Source organism: Halomonas sp. SCS19 (genome assembly GCF_040147015.1).
GTDB classification, from domain to species: domain Bacteria; phylum Pseudomonadota; class Gammaproteobacteria; order Pseudomonadales; family Halomonadaceae; genus Halomonas; species Halomonas litopenaei.
On sequence record NZ_JAMSHN010000001.1, the window covers coordinates 822506 to 841062 of the forward strand.

Below are 18557 nucleotides of genomic sequence, written 5' to 3' on the forward strand. Positions count from 1 at the left end.
GCGCTTCACACCAATGCCTGCACTCGCCTGCGGCCGCTCACTCATTGGCACGTCCAACAGTACTCTTGTCTCAGATCCGCTTGCCTCAGACCCGCTTGGCTCAGGTGCGCTTGCGGCTGGAGGTCGCCTTGGCGGTTCCGCCGGTCGACTTGCTGGCGCTGCTGGTCTGAGACGAGGCCTGGGAGGCAGCCTGTGAAGTCGCCTGGCTGGCCTGCTGGGTGGCCTTTTCGGCTGCCTCGGTGACCTGCTGGGTGGCCTTCTCGACCGCCTCGGTCGCCTGGTCGCGGGCCTGGGTCGCCTGATCGGCAAGCTGCTGGCCGGACTCGGCAAACAGCGACTCCAGTTCGCTCTTGAACTCGAGGCTCATTTCGCTCATGGCGCGGGCATCTTCGAGCATCTGCGCCGACAGTTCGTTGAGCATCTCGGCCTGACGGGTAGAGAAGTCGCGCAGCCCCTCGGCGTCGTTGATCGCGGTGGCTTCACGCATGCGCTCGGTACCCATCTGGCTGTAGCGCTTCATCGACTCCATCTGGTACTGGGACATCTTCTGCATGTTGTCCAGCATCAGGGAGTTGAGTTTGCGCATCGGCTCGAAGAACTGACGAGTCTGCTCGTTGAAGTTGTCGAACATCTTGTCTTGCATGACCGAACCTCCTGGAATCGTGTCGATGGTGTCTGTCCACTCGGCAATCCGCTGCCACTGTCCGCAGGGCGCCTCCGTCCAGGAAGCATGCTGAGGACAGCGTTGTTGCAGCGCAACAAACTCAGTCTGGCACACCCTCGGTGACAACGCCATGACAGGCGTCGCCTCCTGCGCGATTGTGCATCAAGACGCCCCGCACCCTCGCTATCGGCGAATCTGCCCTCCCCGTCATACCCGAGGCCGCTTTCCTGCGGGCCCCTGGCAGGCACTTGACGAGCACCTGGCTAGCTCTTGCCGCCCTTGGCGCTGCGCGAGCTGGCCTTGGCCGCCCCACTGGACCGCGGCGCCGTGGAGCTTGACGCCTCCTCGGCCTTGTCATCCTTGGCAGAAGACCCCTTGGCGCTCTGGGCGGCCTGGGTCAGCATATCCATCATCATCTTCTGATAGTTGCCGAAACTGGCAAGCCCCTGGGACAGTCCCTGCTGCAGCGCCGGCTGTTGCAGGAACGGCTGCATCAGGCTCATCGGATCGTAGCCTTCGACACCGGACTCCATCTGCCGATGAATGCGATCGAGCAGGTCCTGCTGGAAGGCCTCGATATTGGGAAGCCCCAATGCCTGGCGTAACTCTTCCGGGGTCAGATCGAATTCGACGTTGATCTTCATGCTGGCCTCGTGATCCTTGTATGGCGGTGTGTGGCGCCGGTAGCCCGCGCTATCGGGCGCAAAGATGCCTGCATCCTGCACCTTCCCTGCCACCGTTACTTGAGTGTAGCAGTCCTGTCATGCTCTGCGATTCAGCGTAGCCGTGGTGTGCTGACTCGCACATCACTGTTCTGTGCGCGATGACGCAGCAGGTGGTCCATCAGGGTCAGCGCCATCATCGCTTCGGCGATGGGCGTGGCACGAATCCCCACGCAGGGATCGTGGCGTCCCTTGGTCACCACCTCCACCGGGTTGCCATCCACGTCGATGGAGCGCCCAGGAATGGTGATGCTGGAGGTCGGCTTGAGCGCCAGGTGAGCGATCAGCGTCTGGCCGCTGGAGATGCCTCCCAGTACGCCACCGGCATGATTCGACAGAAAACCCTCCGGGGTCATCTCGTCACGGTGCTGGCTGCCACGCTGGGCCACGCTGGCAAAGCCGTCACCGATCTCGACGCCCTTGACCGCGTTGATGCTCATCAGGCCGTGGGCCAGTTCGGCATCGAGGCGGTCGAACACCGGCTCGCCAAGCCCGGGCGGCAGCCCTTCGGCGGTGACGGTGATCTTCGCCCCCACCGAGTCCTGGTCACGGCGAAGCTGGTCCATGTAGGCCTCGAGTTCCGGCACCCGTTCGGGGTCGGGACAGAAGAAGGGGTTGTCGTTGACCGCTTCCCAGTCACGAAACTCGATGGCCAGCTCGCCCAGCTGACTCATGTAGCCACGCACCACGATGCCCTGGCTCGCCAGGTACTTCTTGGCGATGGCCCCGGCGGCCACCCGCATGGCGGTCTCGCGGGCACTGGAACGTCCGCCACCGCGATAGTCGCGCTCGCCGTACTTGTGGTGATAGGTGTAGTCGGCGTGGGCCGGCCGGAACTGGTCCTTGATCTTCGAATAGTCCTTGGAGCGCTGGTCGGTGTTCTCGATCAACAGGCCAATCGAGGTACCGGTGGTGCGCCCCTCGAACACGCCCGACAGGATCTTCACCTGATCAGGCTCACGACGCTGGGTGGTATGGCGCGACGTGCCTGGACGGCGACGATCCAGGTCGGCCTGCAGATCGGCCTCGCTGAGCTCGATGCCAGGCGGGCAGCCATCGACGATGGCGCCGAGCGCAAGCCCGTGACTCTCGCCGAAGGTGGTGACGGTAAACAGCTTGCCGAAGGTATTGCCGGACATGGGCGCTCCTCTATTGTTGTGCAAAGGACGCCGCATGGGCGTCGAGTTCTTCGGCGGTGAGGGCAAACACGCCCTGACCGCCGCGCTCGAATTCGAGCCACAGGAAGGGAACCTCGGGGAAGGCCGCTTCCAGATGATGATCGGAGTTGCCGACCTCGACGATCAGCACGCCGTGGTCGCTGAGGTGCGCTCTTGCCTCGCGCAGGATACGTCTGACGATATCAAGGCCATCGCTGCCCGCCCCCAGCGCCAGCGCCGGCTCATGACGGAACTCCTCCGGCATGGTGGTCAGGTCGCGGATATCGACGTAGGGCGGGTTGGACACGATCAAGTCGTAACGCTGCCCTTCCAGGCCATCGAAGACGTCGCTGTGCACCGCGCGCACGCGCCGGCCTACGTCGTGGCGATTGATGTTCTCACGGGCCACCGCCAGGGCGTCCTGGCTGATATCGGACAGGTCCACCTCGACGGTAGGCAGATACTCGGCGCAGGCGATGCCGATACAGCCCGAGCCGGTGCACAGGTCGAGGATGCGCCGAGGCGGCTCCTCGGGGAACCAGGCCTGAAAGCCCGACTCGATCAACTCGGCAATCGGCGAGCGCGGAATCAACACCCGCTCGTCCACACTGAACACAAGCCCGGCGAAGAAGGCCTCGCCGAGCAGGTAGGGCAAGGGCCGCCTGTCGCTGATCCTGGCGCGCACCAGGCCGACGATGCGCTCGCGTTCCATCGGCAGCAGCCGCGCATCCAGCACGCCGGGGTCCACGTTCCAGGGCAGATGCAAGGCGCCAAGCACCAGGGCCACCGCCTCGTCCCAGGCGCTGTCTGTGCCGTGGCTATAGGTCAGCCCCGCCAGGTGAAACTCGCTGGTTGCCCAACGCAGACAGTCGCGCAGGGTGAAAAGGCCGTCGGCCAATTCAGCGTCGGGGAGCGCCAGCGTCGAAGACCTGGAAGTGGACGGAGAGGAGGAAGAGTCGGCCAAGAGGGCATCCTGTCGATCGGGTTCAAGAAGAGGCGTGCGCCAGGATCGCATGGACCATCACCGCCTTCGACGACCTTCACGCGAAGGTCCCTTCCGTTCCAGGGGCGAAGGCAGATGCAAGATCCTGGATAGCGATATAGATAGAGATCGAGATAGCGATATAGATGGCTATCTGACTCGCAAGGCATTGTATCCGTGCCGGCGGTTCACTGCCACGGCCACCACGGTATACTGGGCCTCCCTTTTACCGGACCCGAGGACCCCATGAGCCAGCGCCAGCCACCGCCCGACGACGAGATCAGCGCGTTTCGCCAGGCCCTGGAGCAGGCAGGTGTCCGTCGTATCCGCCACAACCGCGCCGACACCGGCAAGCCGCGCCCGACCACCCGTGCCCAGCGAGATCAGGCCGCCGCCGCGCGCCGCGCTGCCGCCGTCAGCGCGGGTGATGACGTGGCCACCGGGCGCACCTCGGATGGCCGAGTCGAGCCGGTACGCCCATCGGAGTATCTGGACTTTGCCCTTCCCGACCTGCCCTATCGCACCCGTAGCCAGTTGAAGCGCGGGATGATCGGCTGGGAAGGCGGTCTGGACTTGCACGGCTACAGCCTCGAGGAGGCTCGCTCGGAACTCGAGAGCTTTCTGCGTGACTCGGTGGCCAGTGGCCATCGCTGCGTGATCGTGGTCCACGGCAAGGCCTGGGGCGCCACCGCCGACTATCCGGTGATCAAGAGTCACGTCAATGCGTGGTTGAGAGAATGGCCGAGCGTGCTGGCCTTCTGTTCGGCCACCGACGCCGAAGGCGGCACCGGTGCGGTTTACGTGCTGCTGAGACGGCGCGGACAAACGCCCTGAGCCCCGGTCAGACAGACACCCTGCCCCCCTGTCAGAAGGTGCATCGGTGCGACCCAGATGCTGCTGAGGCGGCGCAGTCGATATGGGCCTGGAAGTCGCGGCCGATGCCCTGGGTCAGCCTGCTGGCTTTTCGGTCTGCTCGACGATACCACAGGTCTCGATGCGATCCAGCGCCTGGCAGGTCAGGTGACGCCCCAGACGGATCAGATCCCTGGCACGGTGGAATTCGAAGGAACCGCAGACGGTCTTGGGTATCTCCACCAGGATGTCCGGCGGATAGCCCGCCTCCTTGTAGCGCGCCAACGCGGCCTGGGTGATGTCGAAGGAGGTCAGGATGGTGGCCAGCCGCCCCCAGTCCTTGCGCCCCAGCGCGGCATTACCGCGCTCGGCACGGTCGGCTTCGGCCTCCGATTCGGCGCTTTCCTGAAAACGCCGCGCCATCAGCGCACCGCGTCGATCGCCCCTGCGGCGCTCTCCGTTGGTACCTTTACCGCCCCGGGCCTCATCGCAGCTCGGGCACTCCACCGGCAGCAACTCCTCGAGAGAGACAAGGTTGGGGCTGTTGGCGGTGACGTTGACCGCCATCACCAGGTCCGCGTGGACCGACACGTTGGAGATGATCGGCAGCGGATTGAGCAGACCGCCATCGACCAGCAGCCGAGGCCCATCCTCGACCGGCGTGAAGACCCCGGGTATGGCGATGGAGGCACGGATAGCCTTGAGCAGGGACCCCCGCTGAAACCACACTTCTCGCTGGCGCATCAGGTCGGTCGCCACCGCGGTGAAGGGAATGGGCAGGTCCTCGATGGCGACGTCACCGATAAACGACTCGATCTTGCTCATCACCTTCCTGCCCTGCATGGCACCCATGGAGGTGAACGACATGTCGAGCAGGCGAAGTACGCCGAAGGAGCCCAGCTCCTCGACCCACTGACGGTAGGGCTCGAGCTTCCCCGCAGCAAAGATGCCCCCGACCAGGGCGCCCATGGAGCACCCCGAGATAGCCACCACTTCATAGTCGCGGGCGACCAATTCCTGCAGCACACCGATGTGGGCATAGCCTCGGGCACCACCACTACCCAATGTCAGCGCAATGCGCTTGCCGCTCGATCCCGGGGGACAATCGTGGCGATAGACGGTCATGGCAATGCCCTCCTGCTGCGGATTGGCCGCGCGGGCAGCGCTTGAACAGCGCATGCCTCGCACTCGCAGGCCTGTCTATAAGCTTAGACTAACCCACCGTGGAAAAGCTTACGCGGCCTGTCACGGCGCAGCGGCCAAGACTCATCCACCGACTGGCTGCCAAGATCGTCTTTTCGATCAAGGTGTTGCGGACAACACCTCGACGATGGCATCGGCCACCGCGGGGGCGTGCTGCGGCGAGGCATGAAGATGGTGTCCGCCCTCCAGCACGCGACGGGTCAGGCGGCGAACGCGTGCTCGCGAAGCCACCCCTCGTGGACGTTCCCCGAGAATACCGTCACGCCCTTCGACCAGCAGTACCTCGCAGGCAATAGCCTCGAGCAGATTCGCGACCTGGTCATCGGTCAGCCGCACGGGGGAGGGGCGCAGCAGGCGCGGGTCTGTGCGCAGCCGCAGGCCGCCCTCGTCGCAGGGGGTCAGGTTCCTGGCCACGATGTCGCGCACCGTCTCGGCATCCACCGGGGTGGCGCCACCGGCGACCCGCGCCGCCACCGCGGTATCCAGATCGGCATAATGAGGAATCCGCGAGCGACGGCGACGCTGGGCCCGCAACGAACGCCCCAACTGGCCAGCGGTATCTTCAGGTGGGGTGGTCAAGGCCCCCAGACCGTCGATCAGCACCAGGCGCTCGATGCGTTCGGGCCAGGCCGCGGCGACCAGGCAGGCCACCCCGGCGCCGAGGGAGTGAGCCAGCACCGGGGCACTATCCAGTCCGAGATCATCCAGTGCATCGAGCAGGTCGTGGCAGTAGTCCCAGATGGCGTAGTCGTAGTCACCGGGCAGCCGCTCGGAGTGACCATGGCCGGCCATGTCGATGGCCACCAGGCGTATATCGAGCCGTTCGGCCAGCACCGGCGCTAAACGCGCAAAGCTTGCGGCGTTGTCGAGCCAGCCGTGCAGCGCCAGCCACACCGGCGCCTCCGTGCTTCCCCAGGCCAGTGCGGCCAGGCGCCCCTGTGCCAGGCGAAGCGCTTCTCCCGCTGGCTTCATTGCGTTGCCCCTTCGCCCAGCAGACGGTCGATCATGGCAAGCAAGGCGCGTCGCGTTGCCTCGGGCTGCTCCATCGGAAACATATGACTGCCGGGCACCCTGTCCAGGGCGATACCGCGCCGGCTGAGACGTCGGCAACGTGCCTCGGTCAGCAAGTCAGACGTCTCCCCTGCCAGCACACCCAGAGGTACTCGTACCTCCGTGGGCAGACGATCCAGATGGTGGGGCAGATGACGGAAGATCTCGACCTCGATATCCGGGTCATAGCTCAACACCACCGCGCCGTCCTCCAGGGTCGTGGTGCCGGCATCGATGTAGTCGTCCAGCGCCTCCTCGGTGAAGCTGCGAAACAGACCCTTGCGCCGAAGTTGAGCGCGCATCGCATCACGGCTTTCCCAACGGGTACGGCGCCCCTTGCTCTTGCCTGCCGGCGTCACTCGATCCACCATGCCGAGCCACTTGCTGACGCGCATGGCCAAGGCGTCGATGCCCAGCATCAGCGGCGGGTCGAGCATCACCACCGCCAGGAACCGCTCCGGCTCCTGGCGCGCCGCCATGGCGGTGATCACCCCGCCCATGGAGTGGCCGACACCGATAAAGGGTCCGGCCAGGTGGCGGGTGCTCTCGAGGTATTCATCACGCAATGCCAACCAGTTGTGGCCCACGGGAAAATCGGGATGGTGGCCGAGGCGATCGAGCGGCTGGACGTCGAAGCGCTCTGCGAGTGGTGCCAGCAGGCTTCTGTAACTGCCGCCGGGAAAGCCATTGGCGTGGGCGAACAGCAAGGTTGGGGTATCTGGCATGATTCTGTCTCATCCGATGAGAGGCGGCGACCCGCCGCTGTAGCCTTGGCAGGCTAACGGCATTACCCTAGGCCGCCAAGTGAACCAAAGCCTAGATTCCCCGGAATTCCCCCTGACTCCCCGCTACCAAGGAGCAACGCGTGTCCCGTAAACCCGCCCGCGATACCCGCCTGCGCAACCGTCTGTTCTTCACCACCGTGGCCGTGGCGGTGGTCATCGGACTCTGGCTGGCGCGCTGAACTCTCTTGACAAGGGCGCACCAGAAGCCCCGACGTGCGCCCTCTTCAGTCGTTCTCTTCACCTCATCTCCACGTCCTCTTCACCTCCTCTTCTTCGACCGGCCCTCTCTCTGGTCGAACCGCACCTCGATTGGCCCTCAGATTCCTGAATCCAGCCACCATCGAAGTCCCGCGCTCCCGGTCATACCAGGAACCTCACCCGACGCCGTCCACCCAAAGGCTTCCCAATTATAAATCATACATAGTATATTAGGTCCTTTAGCGTGCTATCCGAGCAGGAGGGTCTCCCCATCGATATCAGCATCCTTGCCAGCACCCTCGGCGTCAGTCTGCCCGTTTTCGCCATGGTCTTCATCGGCGCCGTTCTGAAGCGTCTGGGCTGGATCGATCAAGCCTTCGTCGACACCGCCTCGAGCCTGGTGTTTCGCCTGACCATGCCAACGCTGTTGTTCCTGAGCCTGCTGCGCGCCGATCCCGGCCAGGACCTGAAGCTCGGACTGGTCGGTTTCTATCTGGTCGTCTCGGTGGCCATCTTTCTTGTCATCTGGGGCTGGGCCCTGTGGCGCTGCCCGCGAGTGGATCGCGGCGTCTTTGTGCAAGGCGCCTTTCGCGGCAACTGCGGTATCGTCGGGCTGGCCCTGTCGGCCAACATGTACGGCGACTTTGGCCTGTCGCTCGGCAGTGTCATGGCCGGCGGCATCATCATCGTCAACCTGGTAATGTCGGCCATTGTACTGTCGGTCTACAGTCCGGTGGTCAGCTCACGTCCCATGGCGATCCTCAAGGACGTCGCCACCAACCCATTGATCATCGGTATCGTCGCCGCCCTGCCGCTGACCTACCTTCACCTCGACTTGCCGCCCTGGCTGATGACATCCGGCGACTACCTGGCCTCGCTGTCGCTACCGCTGGCGCTGATCTGCATAGGTGGCAGCCTGAGCCTGCAGGCCGCCCGTGAGAGCGGAACCCTGGCGCTGTCGGCCAGCCTGTGGAAAGTTGCCGTCATGCCGGCCATCGGTGTTGCACTGGCACTGGCGGTGGGCTTTCGGGGCGCCGAACTCGGCATGCTGTTCCTGTTTCTCGGTAGCCCCACCGCCGCCGTAGCCTACGTCATGGCCAGGGGGGCCGGCGCCAATCAACGCCTCGCCGCCAGCATCATCATGCTCAGCACCTTGCTTAGCCTGGTCTCCATCAGTGTGGGGATCATGGTGTTGACGGCTGCCGAACTGGTGTAAGAAAAGGGTCCAGCACACCCCATGCGTCCAGCAATCTCGGTACGTTTTGACCTCAATTCATCGACGTCACGTCGATAGCTCGTTCTCTAGCGCAGTCGTCATCAACTGATTCAGGCTGATGCCGCGGGCCTTGGCTGCATCAACCGCCTGCTTGTGCATCGATTCGGGAACGCGGACCTGGAACTTTCCAGAGTACGCTCTGACAGGATCGATCCCCATCTCGCGGCAAGTATCCAAGAAGACACGCAGCGATATCTCCCCTTCCTTGCGCAAGGCACAGACACTATCGGCATAGAAATCGGCGCCCCCATTGAGTCCCGTGAATTCTCCGCGAAACATCTCGAATTCGGGGTCATACTGAATAATGGCGCGATAACCATTGATCATCATGACATTGTTCATGGCATCAATCCGTTTGCTTCCAGCCATTTACGAAGGCTTGCGACGGCCCCCTTATCCGTATCCGGTGTCGGGTGTGGACGATGAAACACGCGCACTTCTCGAAACTTGCGTGTTTTCGTTTCACGCACCGACAGTACCAAAGCTTAGGCGCTGTCCGAAAAGTCGACGAGCGAAGGTTAGACAAGGCAAAAATCGGTGAGAAAGCGCAGTTTACGGGGTGTAAATGAGCATGTTGATCCGATTTTTAACGCCGTATTACCGAGCGCAGGCACTTTTCAGACAAGCCCTAGTACCACCTCGAGTCAAATGAACGCTCCTGCGCAACCTGAAAAGTGCGAGCGTCAATGCAATACCAGCAAGGCCCGGTGATCGACTCACCGGGCCTTGCTGTTTTCACGTCAGCGGTGTCACCACCGAGCGCGTCTGGCGCTGTCCATCAGTCCCTTCACCTGTCCCGTTTGCCGTCCACCAGGCGGCTGACGTTCAGCGGGTTGCCATCCTTGAGCGCCTGCGGCAGCAAGGCGTCCGGCAGGTTCTGATAGCACACCGGGCGCAGGAAGCGGTGGATGGCGGCGCTGCCGACCGAGGTGGTGCGCGAGTCAGAGGTGGCCGGATAGGGGCCACCGTGGACCATGGCGTGGCACACCTCGACCCCGGTGGGCCAGCCGTTGGCCATGACCCGACCGGCACGCCGCTCGAGGATCGGCAGCAGGCCACGGGCCGCGTCGATGTCGCCGTCGTCCATCTGCAGGGTCGCGGTCAGCTGGCCCTCGAGCCCCTCGGCCAGTGCCTTGACCTCGTCCAGGTCGGCACACTCGACCACCAGCGAGGTCGAACCGAATACCTCGGCCTTGAGCGCCTCATCATTGAGGAAGTCGCTGGCCTTGGCCACGAACAGGCCGGCCTGGCACTGGTTGGGTCCGTCGCCCTGTGGGCCACGCGCCACTTCACGGGCCTTGTCGCTGCCGCCAAGGGTGTTGACGCCCTGGGTGTAGGCGTCGTGGATGCCCGGCGTCAGCATGGTCTGGGCGCCTGCGCCCTTGACCGCTTCGGCGGCAGCCTCGACGAAGCCGTCGAGCGCCTCGCCCTTGACCGCGATCACCAGCCCCGGGTTGGTGCAGAACTGGCCGGCCCCCATGGTCAGCGAGCCGACGAAGGCCTCGCCCAGCGCCTTGCCACGGGCCTTGAGCGCCTCGGGCAGCAGGAACACCGGATTGATCGAGCTCATCTCGGCGTACACCGGGATCGGCTCGGGACGCGCCTGAGCGGTCTTCATCAGGGCGGTGCCACCGCTGCGCGAGCCGGTGAAGCCCACCGCCTTGATCCGCGGGTCGCTGACCAGGCCTTGGCCGACCTCGCGACCGGAACCGAACAACAGCGAGAACACGCCTTCCGGCAGTTCACAGCGGGCCACCGCCTTCTGCAGCGCGCGGCCGACCAGCTCCGAGGTGCCGGGGTGGGCCGAGTGGGCCTTGACCACCACCGGACAGCCGGCGGCCAGGGCGGAGGCGGTGTCGCCGCCGGCCACCGAGAACGCCAGCGGGAAGTTGGAGGCGCCGAACACCGCCACCGGACCCAGGGCGATATGGCGCTGGCGCAGGTCGACCCGCGGCATCGGTTCGCGGTCCGGCAGCGCCGGATCGTGACGCACGTCGAGCCATTCGCCGGCGCGTACCACCGAGGCGAACAGGCGCAGCTGGCCGCAGGTACGGCCACGCTCGCCCTCAAGACGTGCCTGGGGCAAGCCGGACTCCTGCATGGCCCGCTCGATCAGGGCGTCACCGAGCGCCTCGATCTCCTCGGCGATGGTCTCGAGAAAGGTCGCACGGGCCTCGAGGCCGGTCTCGCGGTAGCTATCGAAGGCCGCCCAGGCCAGTTCGCAGGCGCGCTCGACCTCGGCCTTCGCGCCTGCCTTGTAGCCAGGCTCGAGGGTCTCGCCGGTGGCCGGATTGACGGCGTGGATGGGCTCGCCCTTGGCCTCGACGGCCTGGCTGCCGATCAGCTGCTTTCCTTCCAGTTTCATGAATCTTCTCCTGTCGTGTGACGTTCGACGGGGTGAGCGTCGGTAAAGGCCGTCGGCTTTCGTCCTCACCGGGGCTTTCGCACCTGAGCCATCGAGTCGAGGCTAACGCACCAGGGCAGGACGCTTGGGATCGAACTCCCAGCCGTCGATCAGGTACTGCATGGCCATGGCGTCGTTGCGGCTGGTGACATCGAGGCCCTGGTACTTCCGATGGGCCTCCATCAGCTTGTCGTCGTCGAGCTCGACGCCAAGGCCTGGCGTGGTCGGCACCTTCAGCTTGCCGCCTTCGATCTTGAACGGTTCCTTGGTGATGCGCTGACCGTCCTGCCAGATCCAGTGGGTATCGATGGCGGTGATCTCGCCAGGACAGGCAGCGGCGACGTGAGTCATCATCGCCAGCGAGATGTCGAAGTGGTTGTTGCTGTGCGAGCCCCAGGTCATGCCCCATTCGTTGCACAGCTCGCCCACCGCCACGGCCCCTTGCATGGTCCAGAAGTGGCAGTCCGCCAAGGGGATGTCCACGGAGTTAAGCTGGACCGCCAGCTTCAGCTGACGATAGTCGGTGGCGATCATGTTGGTGGCGGTGGCAAGGCCGGTACGACGCTTGAACTCGGCCATGGTCTCGCGACCGGAGTAGCCGCCTTCCTGGCCGCAGGGATCCTCGGCATAGCTCAACAGTTCCTTGATCGGCTCGAGCACTCGCACCGCCTCATCCAGCGACCAGGCACCGTTGGGATCCAGCGTCAGACGTGCCTCGGGGAAGGCCTCGTGCAGGGCGCGGATGCAGTCGGCCTCCTCTTCGCCGCGCAGCACGCCCCCCTTGAGCTTGAAGTCCTTGAAGCCGTAGCGCGCGTAGGCGGCCTTGGCCAGGTTGGCCACCGCCTCCGGAGTCATCGCCTTCTGGTACCGCACCTCGTCCCAGGCGTCTATCGGGTCGCTGACCTTGGGATAGGGAAGGTCGGTCTTGTCCGGATCGCCGAGCAAGAACAGGTAGCCCAGTGCCTCTACCTCGTCACGCTGACGTCCGTACTGGCCGAGCAGGTCGGCCACTGGCATGCCCAGCGCCTGGCCGAACAGGTCATAAAGTGCCGACTCGATGGCGGTAACCACGTGTACCGCCACGCGCAGATCAAAGGTCTGCCGACCGCGCTCCTCCGGGCCGTTTTGCGACAGCGCCTGGCGAGCCTGGCTCAGCACCTGCTTGACCTCGTTGACCCGTGCGCCCTCGACCAGCGAACGACACTGCTCAAGCCCCTTGAGGATGCCGTCACTGGAGGGAATCTCGCCGACGCCGCGATTGCCGGACTCGTCTTCCAGCACCAGCACACAGCGGATGAACCAGGGGGCATGGCCACCGCTCAGGTTGAGCAGAAAACCGTCTTCGCCGGCCACCGGCACGATGTTCATCTTGGTGATCTTGGGGAACATGGAATCTTGCCTCTTGGTAGTTCGGTTAAGGATGATGAAGCGCTCAGGTGACCGGCGCCGGGTTGAACAGCACCAGGTCGTTGTAGAGACCCAGGCGGTCGGCGGCGACCTGGTGACGGCCGCTTGCCACCTCGAGAATCAGCTCGAACAACTCCCAGCCGATGTCCTCGATGCTGGCCTCGCCGGTGGCGATGCGCCCCGCGTCCAGGTCGATCAGATCGTGCCAGCGACGTCCCAGGGTCGAGTTGGTGGAAACCTTGATCACTGGCGTCATCGCCAGGTTGTAGGGGGTACCGCGCCCGGTGGTGAAGACCTGCAGGTTCATGCCCGCCGCCGCCTGCAGGGTGCCGCAGATAAAGTCGCTGGCCGGGGTGGCGGCAAAGGTCAGCCCGCGCTTGCGCAGGCGCTCGCCGGGTCCTATGACGTCGACGATCGGTGAATTGCCAGACTTGATCACCGAACCGAGCGCCTTCTCGACAATATTGCTGAGCCCGCCCTTCTTGTTGCCCGGCGACGGATTGGCGCTGCGATCGGCCTGGCCCTGGGCCAGATAGTCGTCGTACCAGGCCATCTGCTCGATCAGCGCCCGAGCGACCTCCTCGTCTACCGCTCGAGGCGTCAGCAGATGGATAGCGTCGCGCACCTCGGTGACTTCGGAAAACATCACGCTGCCGCCGGCACGCACGATCAGGTCGGTGGCAAATCCCACCGCCGGATTGGCGGTTACCCCAGAAAAGGCGTCGCTGCCGCCGCACTGCATGCCCACCGTCAGCTCCGACACCGGACAGGTCTCCCGGCGGCGACGATTCAGCCGCTCAAGGTGGCGCTCGGCCATGGCCATGATGCCGTCGACCATCTCGCCGAAACCTTCGAAGGACTCGTGCTGCAGGCTCAATACGTTGGCGTCGTCGTTGGCGGAACCTGTGGCGGCATCCTCGCTGCGCTCAAAAATCTTGACCGGGCGGTCCTCGATAAGAGTCGAGGGCTGCAGTTTCTCGCAGCCAAGGCCGATGACCATGACCTCGCCACCGAAGTTGGGGTTCAGCGCCAGGTTCCTGAGCGTGCGGATGGGCACGATCGCCGCCGGTGCGCCGATCGCCACCCCGCAGCCGTAGCTGTGGTTGAGCCCGACCACGTCATCGACGTTGGGGAAGCGCGGCAATAGCTCTCGCTTGATCTTCGCCACCACGTGATCGACGGTACCGGCCACGCACTGCACGCTGGTGGTGATGCCGAGCACATTCCTGGTGCCGACGCTGCCGTCAGGGTTGCGAAAGCCCTCGAAGGTGTAGCCCTCGAGTGGCTCGACCACCGGCGCCTTGCGGGTCGCCAGAGGCAGCTCGTCGAGCTTCGGTGGTATCGGCAGCCTGACGTTGTTCTCGTTGACGTGGCCACCGCGCGGGATGGCCGACAGCGCCGTGCCGATCACCTCGTTGTAGCGCAGGATGCGCTCACCTTCGGCGATATCCGCCAGGGCCACCTTGTGGCCCTGGGGAATGTCGCTCACCAGCGCCACGCCATCATCCAGTTGGGTACCCCGTGGCAGTCCACCCTGGCCCACCACGATGGCGACATTATCGCCGGGATGGACGCGGATCACGCGGCTCTCGTTGGTCCTGGGTTCAGCCGTCATGACGTTCTCCCGATCCAGAAGTGGTGCCACCGGAAGTACTGCCGGACACCTGGCTCAATTCCATCTTCTGGCGCGCACGGGTCTTGATGCCCAGCACGATGGAGAAGGCGATGGACGCGGCGATCAGCCCCCACAGCACCAGCGCGATGGGGCTCTTGGTAAAGAAGATCGAGAAGGTGCCGAAGGATTCCAGGCTCTTGACGAAGTACACCTCGGCGGAGCTGCCCAGAATGAAGCCGATGATCAAAGGCGCGACCTCGAGCCCGATCTTCTCGATCAGGTAACCGAAGATGCCGAAAATCAGCAGCGTCCAGACGTCGAACATGATGCCGTAGTTGATGGCGTAGGCGCCGACCACGCACATCATCACGATGATCGGATAGAGCACGTACTTGGGCACCAGCACCACCCGGGCGATGTACTTGATGGCGTAGAACATCAGGAAGAACATCACGATGTTGGCGAACACCAGAGCGATCATCATCACCGTCCAGGTGTCCTGATTTTCCGGGATGAACAACGGCCCCACCTGGATGCCCTGAAGGGTGAAGGCACCGATCAACACCGCCGTGGTGGAGTCCCCGGGGATCCCCAGCGACAACAGCGGGATCAGGGCGCCACCGGTCAAGGCGTTGTTGGCCGACTCGGAGGCGATCAGCCCCTGGGGCGCCCCCTTGCCCATCTGGCTGGAATCCCGCGACAGGTTCTTTTCCTGGGTGTAGGCAAGCACCGAGGCGGCGCTGCCGCCGACGCCCGGCAGCATGCCGACGAAGGTGCCGATAAAAGACGAGCGCATCAGGTTGGTCAGTCGGCCCTTGAACAGGCCGAAGGTGAAACCACCGCCCTTGCCCATCTCGATCTTGGCGCCGGACAGGCCGCTCTTCACACCCTTCTCTGCCTCCAGCAGGATGGTCGAGATGCCGAAGATCCCGATCAACACCGGCAGCAGTGCAAAGCCGTCCACCAGATAGGGCTGCATGAAGTCGAACATCAGCCGCGTCTTGCCGTTGCCGCCGTCGGACAGGCTGTAGGTGCCGATCAGACTCAGCCAGATGCCCAGTACACCGCTGAAGATACCGATCAACATGTTGCTGGACATGGAGGCGATGACCGTCAGCGCCAGCAAGATGATCAGAAACTTCTCCACGTAGGAGAACTTGATCGAAAACTCGGCCAGCAAGGGAGCGAAGAAGAACAGCACCAGGGCGCTGACAAGTCCACCCACCAGCGACGCCACGACGCATACGCGCAGGGCCTTTTCGCCCTGGCCCTTCTGCGCCATGGGGTAGCCGTCGAAGGTGGTGGTGATCGACGAGGGCGTGCCGGGAATATTGAGCAGCACCGCCGGCACCATACCGCCGGAGATGCCGCCGACATAGAGGCCAAGCAGCAGTGCCAGGCCATGCTCGAGGCCGAGGGCGTAGGTCAGCGGCAGACACACGGCCACCGCCATGGTGGCGGTCATGCCGGGAATAGCGCCGAAGATGATGCCGATCAGCGCACCGATCGCGGCCAGCAGGAAGAAGGTGATATCGAGGTAGGACAGAAGTTCCATGGGTCAACTCTCCCCTACGGCAAGGTGATGTAAAAAAGCTTGGCGAAGATCAGCCAGGCCAGTGAGGGTGCCACCACGGCATTGATCGCGGCGGTGATCACCTTGCGGCGGGTGCGGGTGTGCATGTACATCATCGACATCAAAAACAGAAAGACGATGGACACGAACAGAAAGCCGTAGCCGGTATAGGGGAACAGGTTCCCCACCACCGACATGAGCACGAAATAGGCGGTGATCAGCACCAGGGTGCCGAAGAAACGAAATCCGTCCATGGACTCGCCGATGATCGGCAACGTTTTCTCGCCGCGTTTGACCGCAGCAAAGAAAGGAACAAGGCGAAACACCACGATCAGGGCGAACAGCAACGCCAGTACCCAGTGAATGATCGTGGGGAAGAACAGATGAGAGCTGTCGAAGTCGATCGACACACTCAACGGTGAGGTTTCCATAGCGGCTCCGGGGCAGGCCTGACGGGAGAGCCTTGCGAGTTGTGTGGACGGACAAGAACAGGGATGCCGGCGGGCCAAGCCGCCGGCAGCGGTCCCTTACTTGATGCTGTCGATGATGTCGGCGTAGCGGTCGGCCTTCTCGCGCAGGTGGGCCTGGGCTTCGTCGGAGGGCATGAAGTCAGGAATAAAGAACGACGTCTTCTGGGTCTCCTGGATCTCGCCTTCGGCGTAGATCTCTTCCAGGGTGGCGTCGATCTGCTCGACGATCTCTGGATTCATGTCCTTGTTGTAGAGGAAGAAGAATTCCTTATCGAAGGCGAAGTTCTCGCCCTCTCCCATGGTCACCTCGACGTTGGGCTCGACGAACTGCAGCAGTGTCTCGCGGTCGGTCTGACCCAGACCTTCCTCGTTCGCCTGCTGCAGGGTGTCATGGCGTGCGGTCAGCCAGACGAAGCGCATGGCCTTCTGGTCATCCTCAGGCAGACGGGTGTACTGCTCGTTGGCCTGCACCGAGCCGTTGATCAAGTCCGCCTGGTCATCGAACAGCAGCTGGTTCTTGTCGGCCTGGGAGCCGGTATTGACCGCCACCAGGTTGTCTTCCGTACCGGGGTGCTCGATGCGGATGGCGTTCTTGAGTGCGGTGTAGCCAATCTCGGAGACGCCACCAGGCTGGATCGCCACGCGCACGGTCTCACCGCTGCCGACCGCTTCGATGATGTCGTCCAGGGTCTGGTAGGGCGAGTCCTTGGGCACCAGGTAGGCATTGCCCGGATTGATCGCAATGGTCGGACCGATGATGTAATTCTCGAACGGGTCCTTGTAGCCCTCGACCCCGTACTGATTCCCCAGGTAGGCCTGGTCATGGAAGATCATCAGAGTGTTGCCGCGAGGATCACGATCCAGGGCGCGATAGGCAGCGCTGACGCCCACCGCGTCGACCTTCATGTTCAGGTCCAGCGCCTCGGACAGCTGGTCCACCACGATGGCCGAGTTCTGGTAGGTGTCGCCACCGGTGGAACTGGAGCCGATGACCACACGGATGTTACCGCGCAGGGGCCCGTCGGCGGCCAGCGCCGCAGCGCTACCCAGGGCCAGCGAGGTCGCCAGGGCGGTAGCGGTCAGGGTCAGGGGCAGAGAGAGTCTTGGCATGCTCATGAAGTCACCTCATTGAAATGGTTGTTGGTGGCTGGACGAGTGGTGCCCTTCGATACGGGAGGATCGTGACGAAGGGCCAGATCGAGGAGCGGTCTACACCGTAGCGCTAGCGACCGCCCTCGGTCAGAAGGAACGGGCGCGCTCGATCAGCTGCTCGAGCTGCTTGCGCTCATCATCGCTTGGCATTTCCAGCGGGGCACGCACCGCGCCGGACGGACGGCCGATCAGGTCGGTGCCGGCCTTGATCAGGCTGACGGCGTAGCCTGCCTTGTGGTCACGCAGGGCGACGAAGGGCAGGAAGAACTCGCGGGAGATCTTGCGCACGGTATCGCTGTCACCGGCACGCAGGGCCTTGTAGAAGGTCACCGCCATGTCCGGCACGAAGTTGAACACCGCGCTGGAGTAGGTGTTTACGCCCACCGCCAGGTAAGCCTCGGCGATGATCTCGGCGGTGGGCACGCCACCGACGTAAGCCAGTCGATCGCCGACGGTCTTGATCACGCGGTTGAGCGCCTGCATGTCGCCCTTGCCGTCCTTGAGCCCCACCAGGTTGGGGTTGGCGTCGGCCAGCCGCTTGGCGGACTGAGCGTTGAGCACGCCGTTGCCACGGTTGTAGTAGATCACGCTGACGCTGGTGGACTGACAGATCCGGCTGGCGTATTCCACCAGGCCGTCCTGGGGACACTCTGTCAGGTAAGGCGGCATCAGCAAGATACCGTCGGCGCCCTCTTCCTCGGCGATGCGGGCGAACTCGGAACCGGTGGCCACGCTCAGACCGGCGCTGGCGATCACCGGCAGCTTGCCATCGACGACTTCCACGGCCAGACGGACGATCGCACGGAATTCTTCCAGCGACAGGCTGAAGAACTCGCCGGTGCCACCGGCGACGAACACCGCCGAAATCTCGTGACTGATGAACCACTCGAGACGCGCGCGATAACTCTCGGCGTCGAAACGTCCTTCGGCGTCGAAGTCCGTGACCGGAAAGGACAGCAGACCATCGCTGATCGCCTGCTTGACCTGTGCATGGGAAAATTTCACCGAAACGTCCTCCTGTCTTCGTCGTGAACGGACATGAGGGTT

General features: G+C 63.8%; 17 protein-coding genes. 2 read left to right on the plus strand and 15 right to left on the minus strand.

All coding sequences use genetic code 11. The annotated features are described in order from the left end of the window. Positions 1–100: 100 nt before the first annotated feature. From NFH97_RS03315 to prmB, 4 genes are all read right to left on the minus strand, one after another. Positions 101–643 (minus strand): phasin family protein, encoded by a 543-nt coding sequence (locus tag NFH97_RS03315; protein WP_045991793.1) that lies wholly within the window; start codon positions 641–643, stop codon positions 101–103. A 284-nt stretch (positions 644–927) separates the two neighbouring features. Next, positions 928–1308: a hypothetical protein gene (locus tag NFH97_RS03320; RefSeq protein ID WP_045991794.1), complete on the minus strand. Its 381-nt coding sequence runs from the start codon at positions 1306–1308 to the stop codon at positions 928–930. Between the two features lie 131 nt (positions 1309–1439). Then, complete coding sequence (aroC, locus tag NFH97_RS03325; RefSeq protein ID WP_108131481.1) at positions 1440–2525, minus strand: chorismate synthase; 1086 nt, start codon at positions 2523–2525, stop codon at positions 1440–1442. Between the two features lie 10 nt (positions 2526–2535). Continuing rightward, complete coding sequence (gene prmB, locus NFH97_RS03330; protein WP_231498478.1) at positions 2536–3507, minus strand: 50S ribosomal protein L3 N(5)-glutamine methyltransferase; 972 nt, start codon at positions 3505–3507, stop codon at positions 2536–2538. 264 nt (positions 3508–3771) lie between these two features. Here prmB and NFH97_RS03335 point away from each other — a divergent pair, with 264 nt between their 5' ends. Beyond that, on the plus strand, positions 3772–4359 hold the full coding sequence (locus NFH97_RS03335) for a Smr/MutS family protein (protein WP_045991797.1): 588 nt from the start codon (positions 3772–3774) through the stop codon (positions 4357–4359). Positions 4360–4473: 114 nt separating this feature from the next. On the opposite strand, the gene NFH97_RS03340 is transcribed toward NFH97_RS03335, so the two are convergent. The 3 genes from NFH97_RS03340 to NFH97_RS03350 form a co-directional block, all read right to left on the minus strand. After that, a complete protein-coding gene (locus NFH97_RS03340; RefSeq protein ID WP_045991798.1) occupies positions 4474–5502 on the minus strand; it encodes a patatin-like phospholipase family protein in 1029 nt (342 codons plus the stop codon). Positions 5503–5679: 177 nt separating this feature from the next. Continuing rightward, on the minus strand, positions 5680–6552 hold the full coding sequence (locus NFH97_RS03345; protein ID WP_349624426.1) for an alpha/beta fold hydrolase: 873 nt from the start codon (positions 6550–6552) through the stop codon (positions 5680–5682). Further along, positions 6549–7355, minus strand: a complete 807-nt coding sequence (locus NFH97_RS03350; RefSeq protein WP_349624427.1) for an alpha/beta fold hydrolase — start codon at positions 7353–7355, stop codon at positions 6549–6551. Before NFH97_RS03350 ends, NFH97_RS03345 begins: the two co-directional genes overlap by 4 nt. A gap of 502 nt (positions 7356–7857) precedes the next feature. Between NFH97_RS03350 and NFH97_RS03355 the strand changes: the two genes are divergently transcribed. Then, complete coding sequence (locus tag NFH97_RS03355; protein ID WP_301271179.1) at positions 7858–8829, plus strand: AEC family transporter; 972 nt, start codon at positions 7858–7860, stop codon at positions 8827–8829. Positions 8830–8895: 66 nt separating this feature from the next. Here NFH97_RS03355 and NFH97_RS03360 read toward each other — a convergent pair whose 3' ends face one another. The 8 genes from NFH97_RS03360 to kdgD all read right to left on the minus strand — a co-directional run bounded on the left by NFH97_RS03360 (position 8896) and on the right by kdgD (position 18515). Further along, positions 8896–9231 (minus strand): type II toxin-antitoxin system HicB family antitoxin, encoded by a 336-nt coding sequence (locus NFH97_RS03360; protein WP_253555581.1) that lies wholly within the window; start codon positions 9229–9231, stop codon positions 8896–8898. A 445-nt stretch (positions 9232–9676) separates the two neighbouring features. Further along, complete coding sequence (locus tag NFH97_RS03365; protein ID WP_349624428.1) at positions 9677–11254, minus strand: aldehyde dehydrogenase (NADP(+)); 1578 nt, start codon at positions 11252–11254, stop codon at positions 9677–9679. A gap of 102 nt (positions 11255–11356) precedes the next feature. Beyond that, a complete protein-coding gene (locus tag NFH97_RS03370) occupies positions 11357–12682 on the minus strand; it encodes an enolase C-terminal domain-like protein (protein WP_348827701.1) in 1326 nt (441 codons plus the stop codon). Positions 12683–12725: 43 nt separating this feature from the next. Beyond that, complete coding sequence (gene garD, locus NFH97_RS03375) at positions 12726–14315, minus strand: galactarate dehydratase (RefSeq protein WP_349624429.1); 1590 nt, start codon at positions 14313–14315, stop codon at positions 12726–12728. Continuing rightward, the gene (locus NFH97_RS03380) at positions 14305–15870 is read right to left on the minus strand and encodes a tripartite tricarboxylate transporter permease (protein WP_349624430.1); all 1566 of its coding nucleotides are present in this window, start codon (positions 15868–15870) and stop codon (positions 14305–14307) included. Before NFH97_RS03380 ends, garD begins: the two co-directional genes overlap by 11 nt. A gap of 14 nt (positions 15871–15884) precedes the next feature. Continuing rightward, positions 15885–16319 carry a tripartite tricarboxylate transporter TctB family protein gene (locus NFH97_RS03385; RefSeq protein WP_213231548.1) on the minus strand — a complete coding sequence of 145 codons (435 nt, stop codon included), beginning with the start codon at positions 16317–16319 and terminating at the stop codon, positions 15885–15887. Positions 16320–16415: 96 nt separating this feature from the next. Continuing rightward, positions 16416–17474, minus strand: coding sequence for a type 2 periplasmic-binding domain-containing protein (locus NFH97_RS03390; RefSeq protein ID WP_213231550.1), 1059 nt, complete (start codon positions 17472–17474; stop codon positions 16416–16418). 123 nt (positions 17475–17597) lie between these two features. Continuing rightward, positions 17598–18515: a 5-dehydro-4-deoxyglucarate dehydratase gene (gene kdgD / locus NFH97_RS03395; protein ID WP_045991809.1), complete on the minus strand. Its 918-nt coding sequence runs from the start codon at positions 18513–18515 to the stop codon at positions 17598–17600. Positions 18516–18557: the final 42 nt, after the last annotated feature.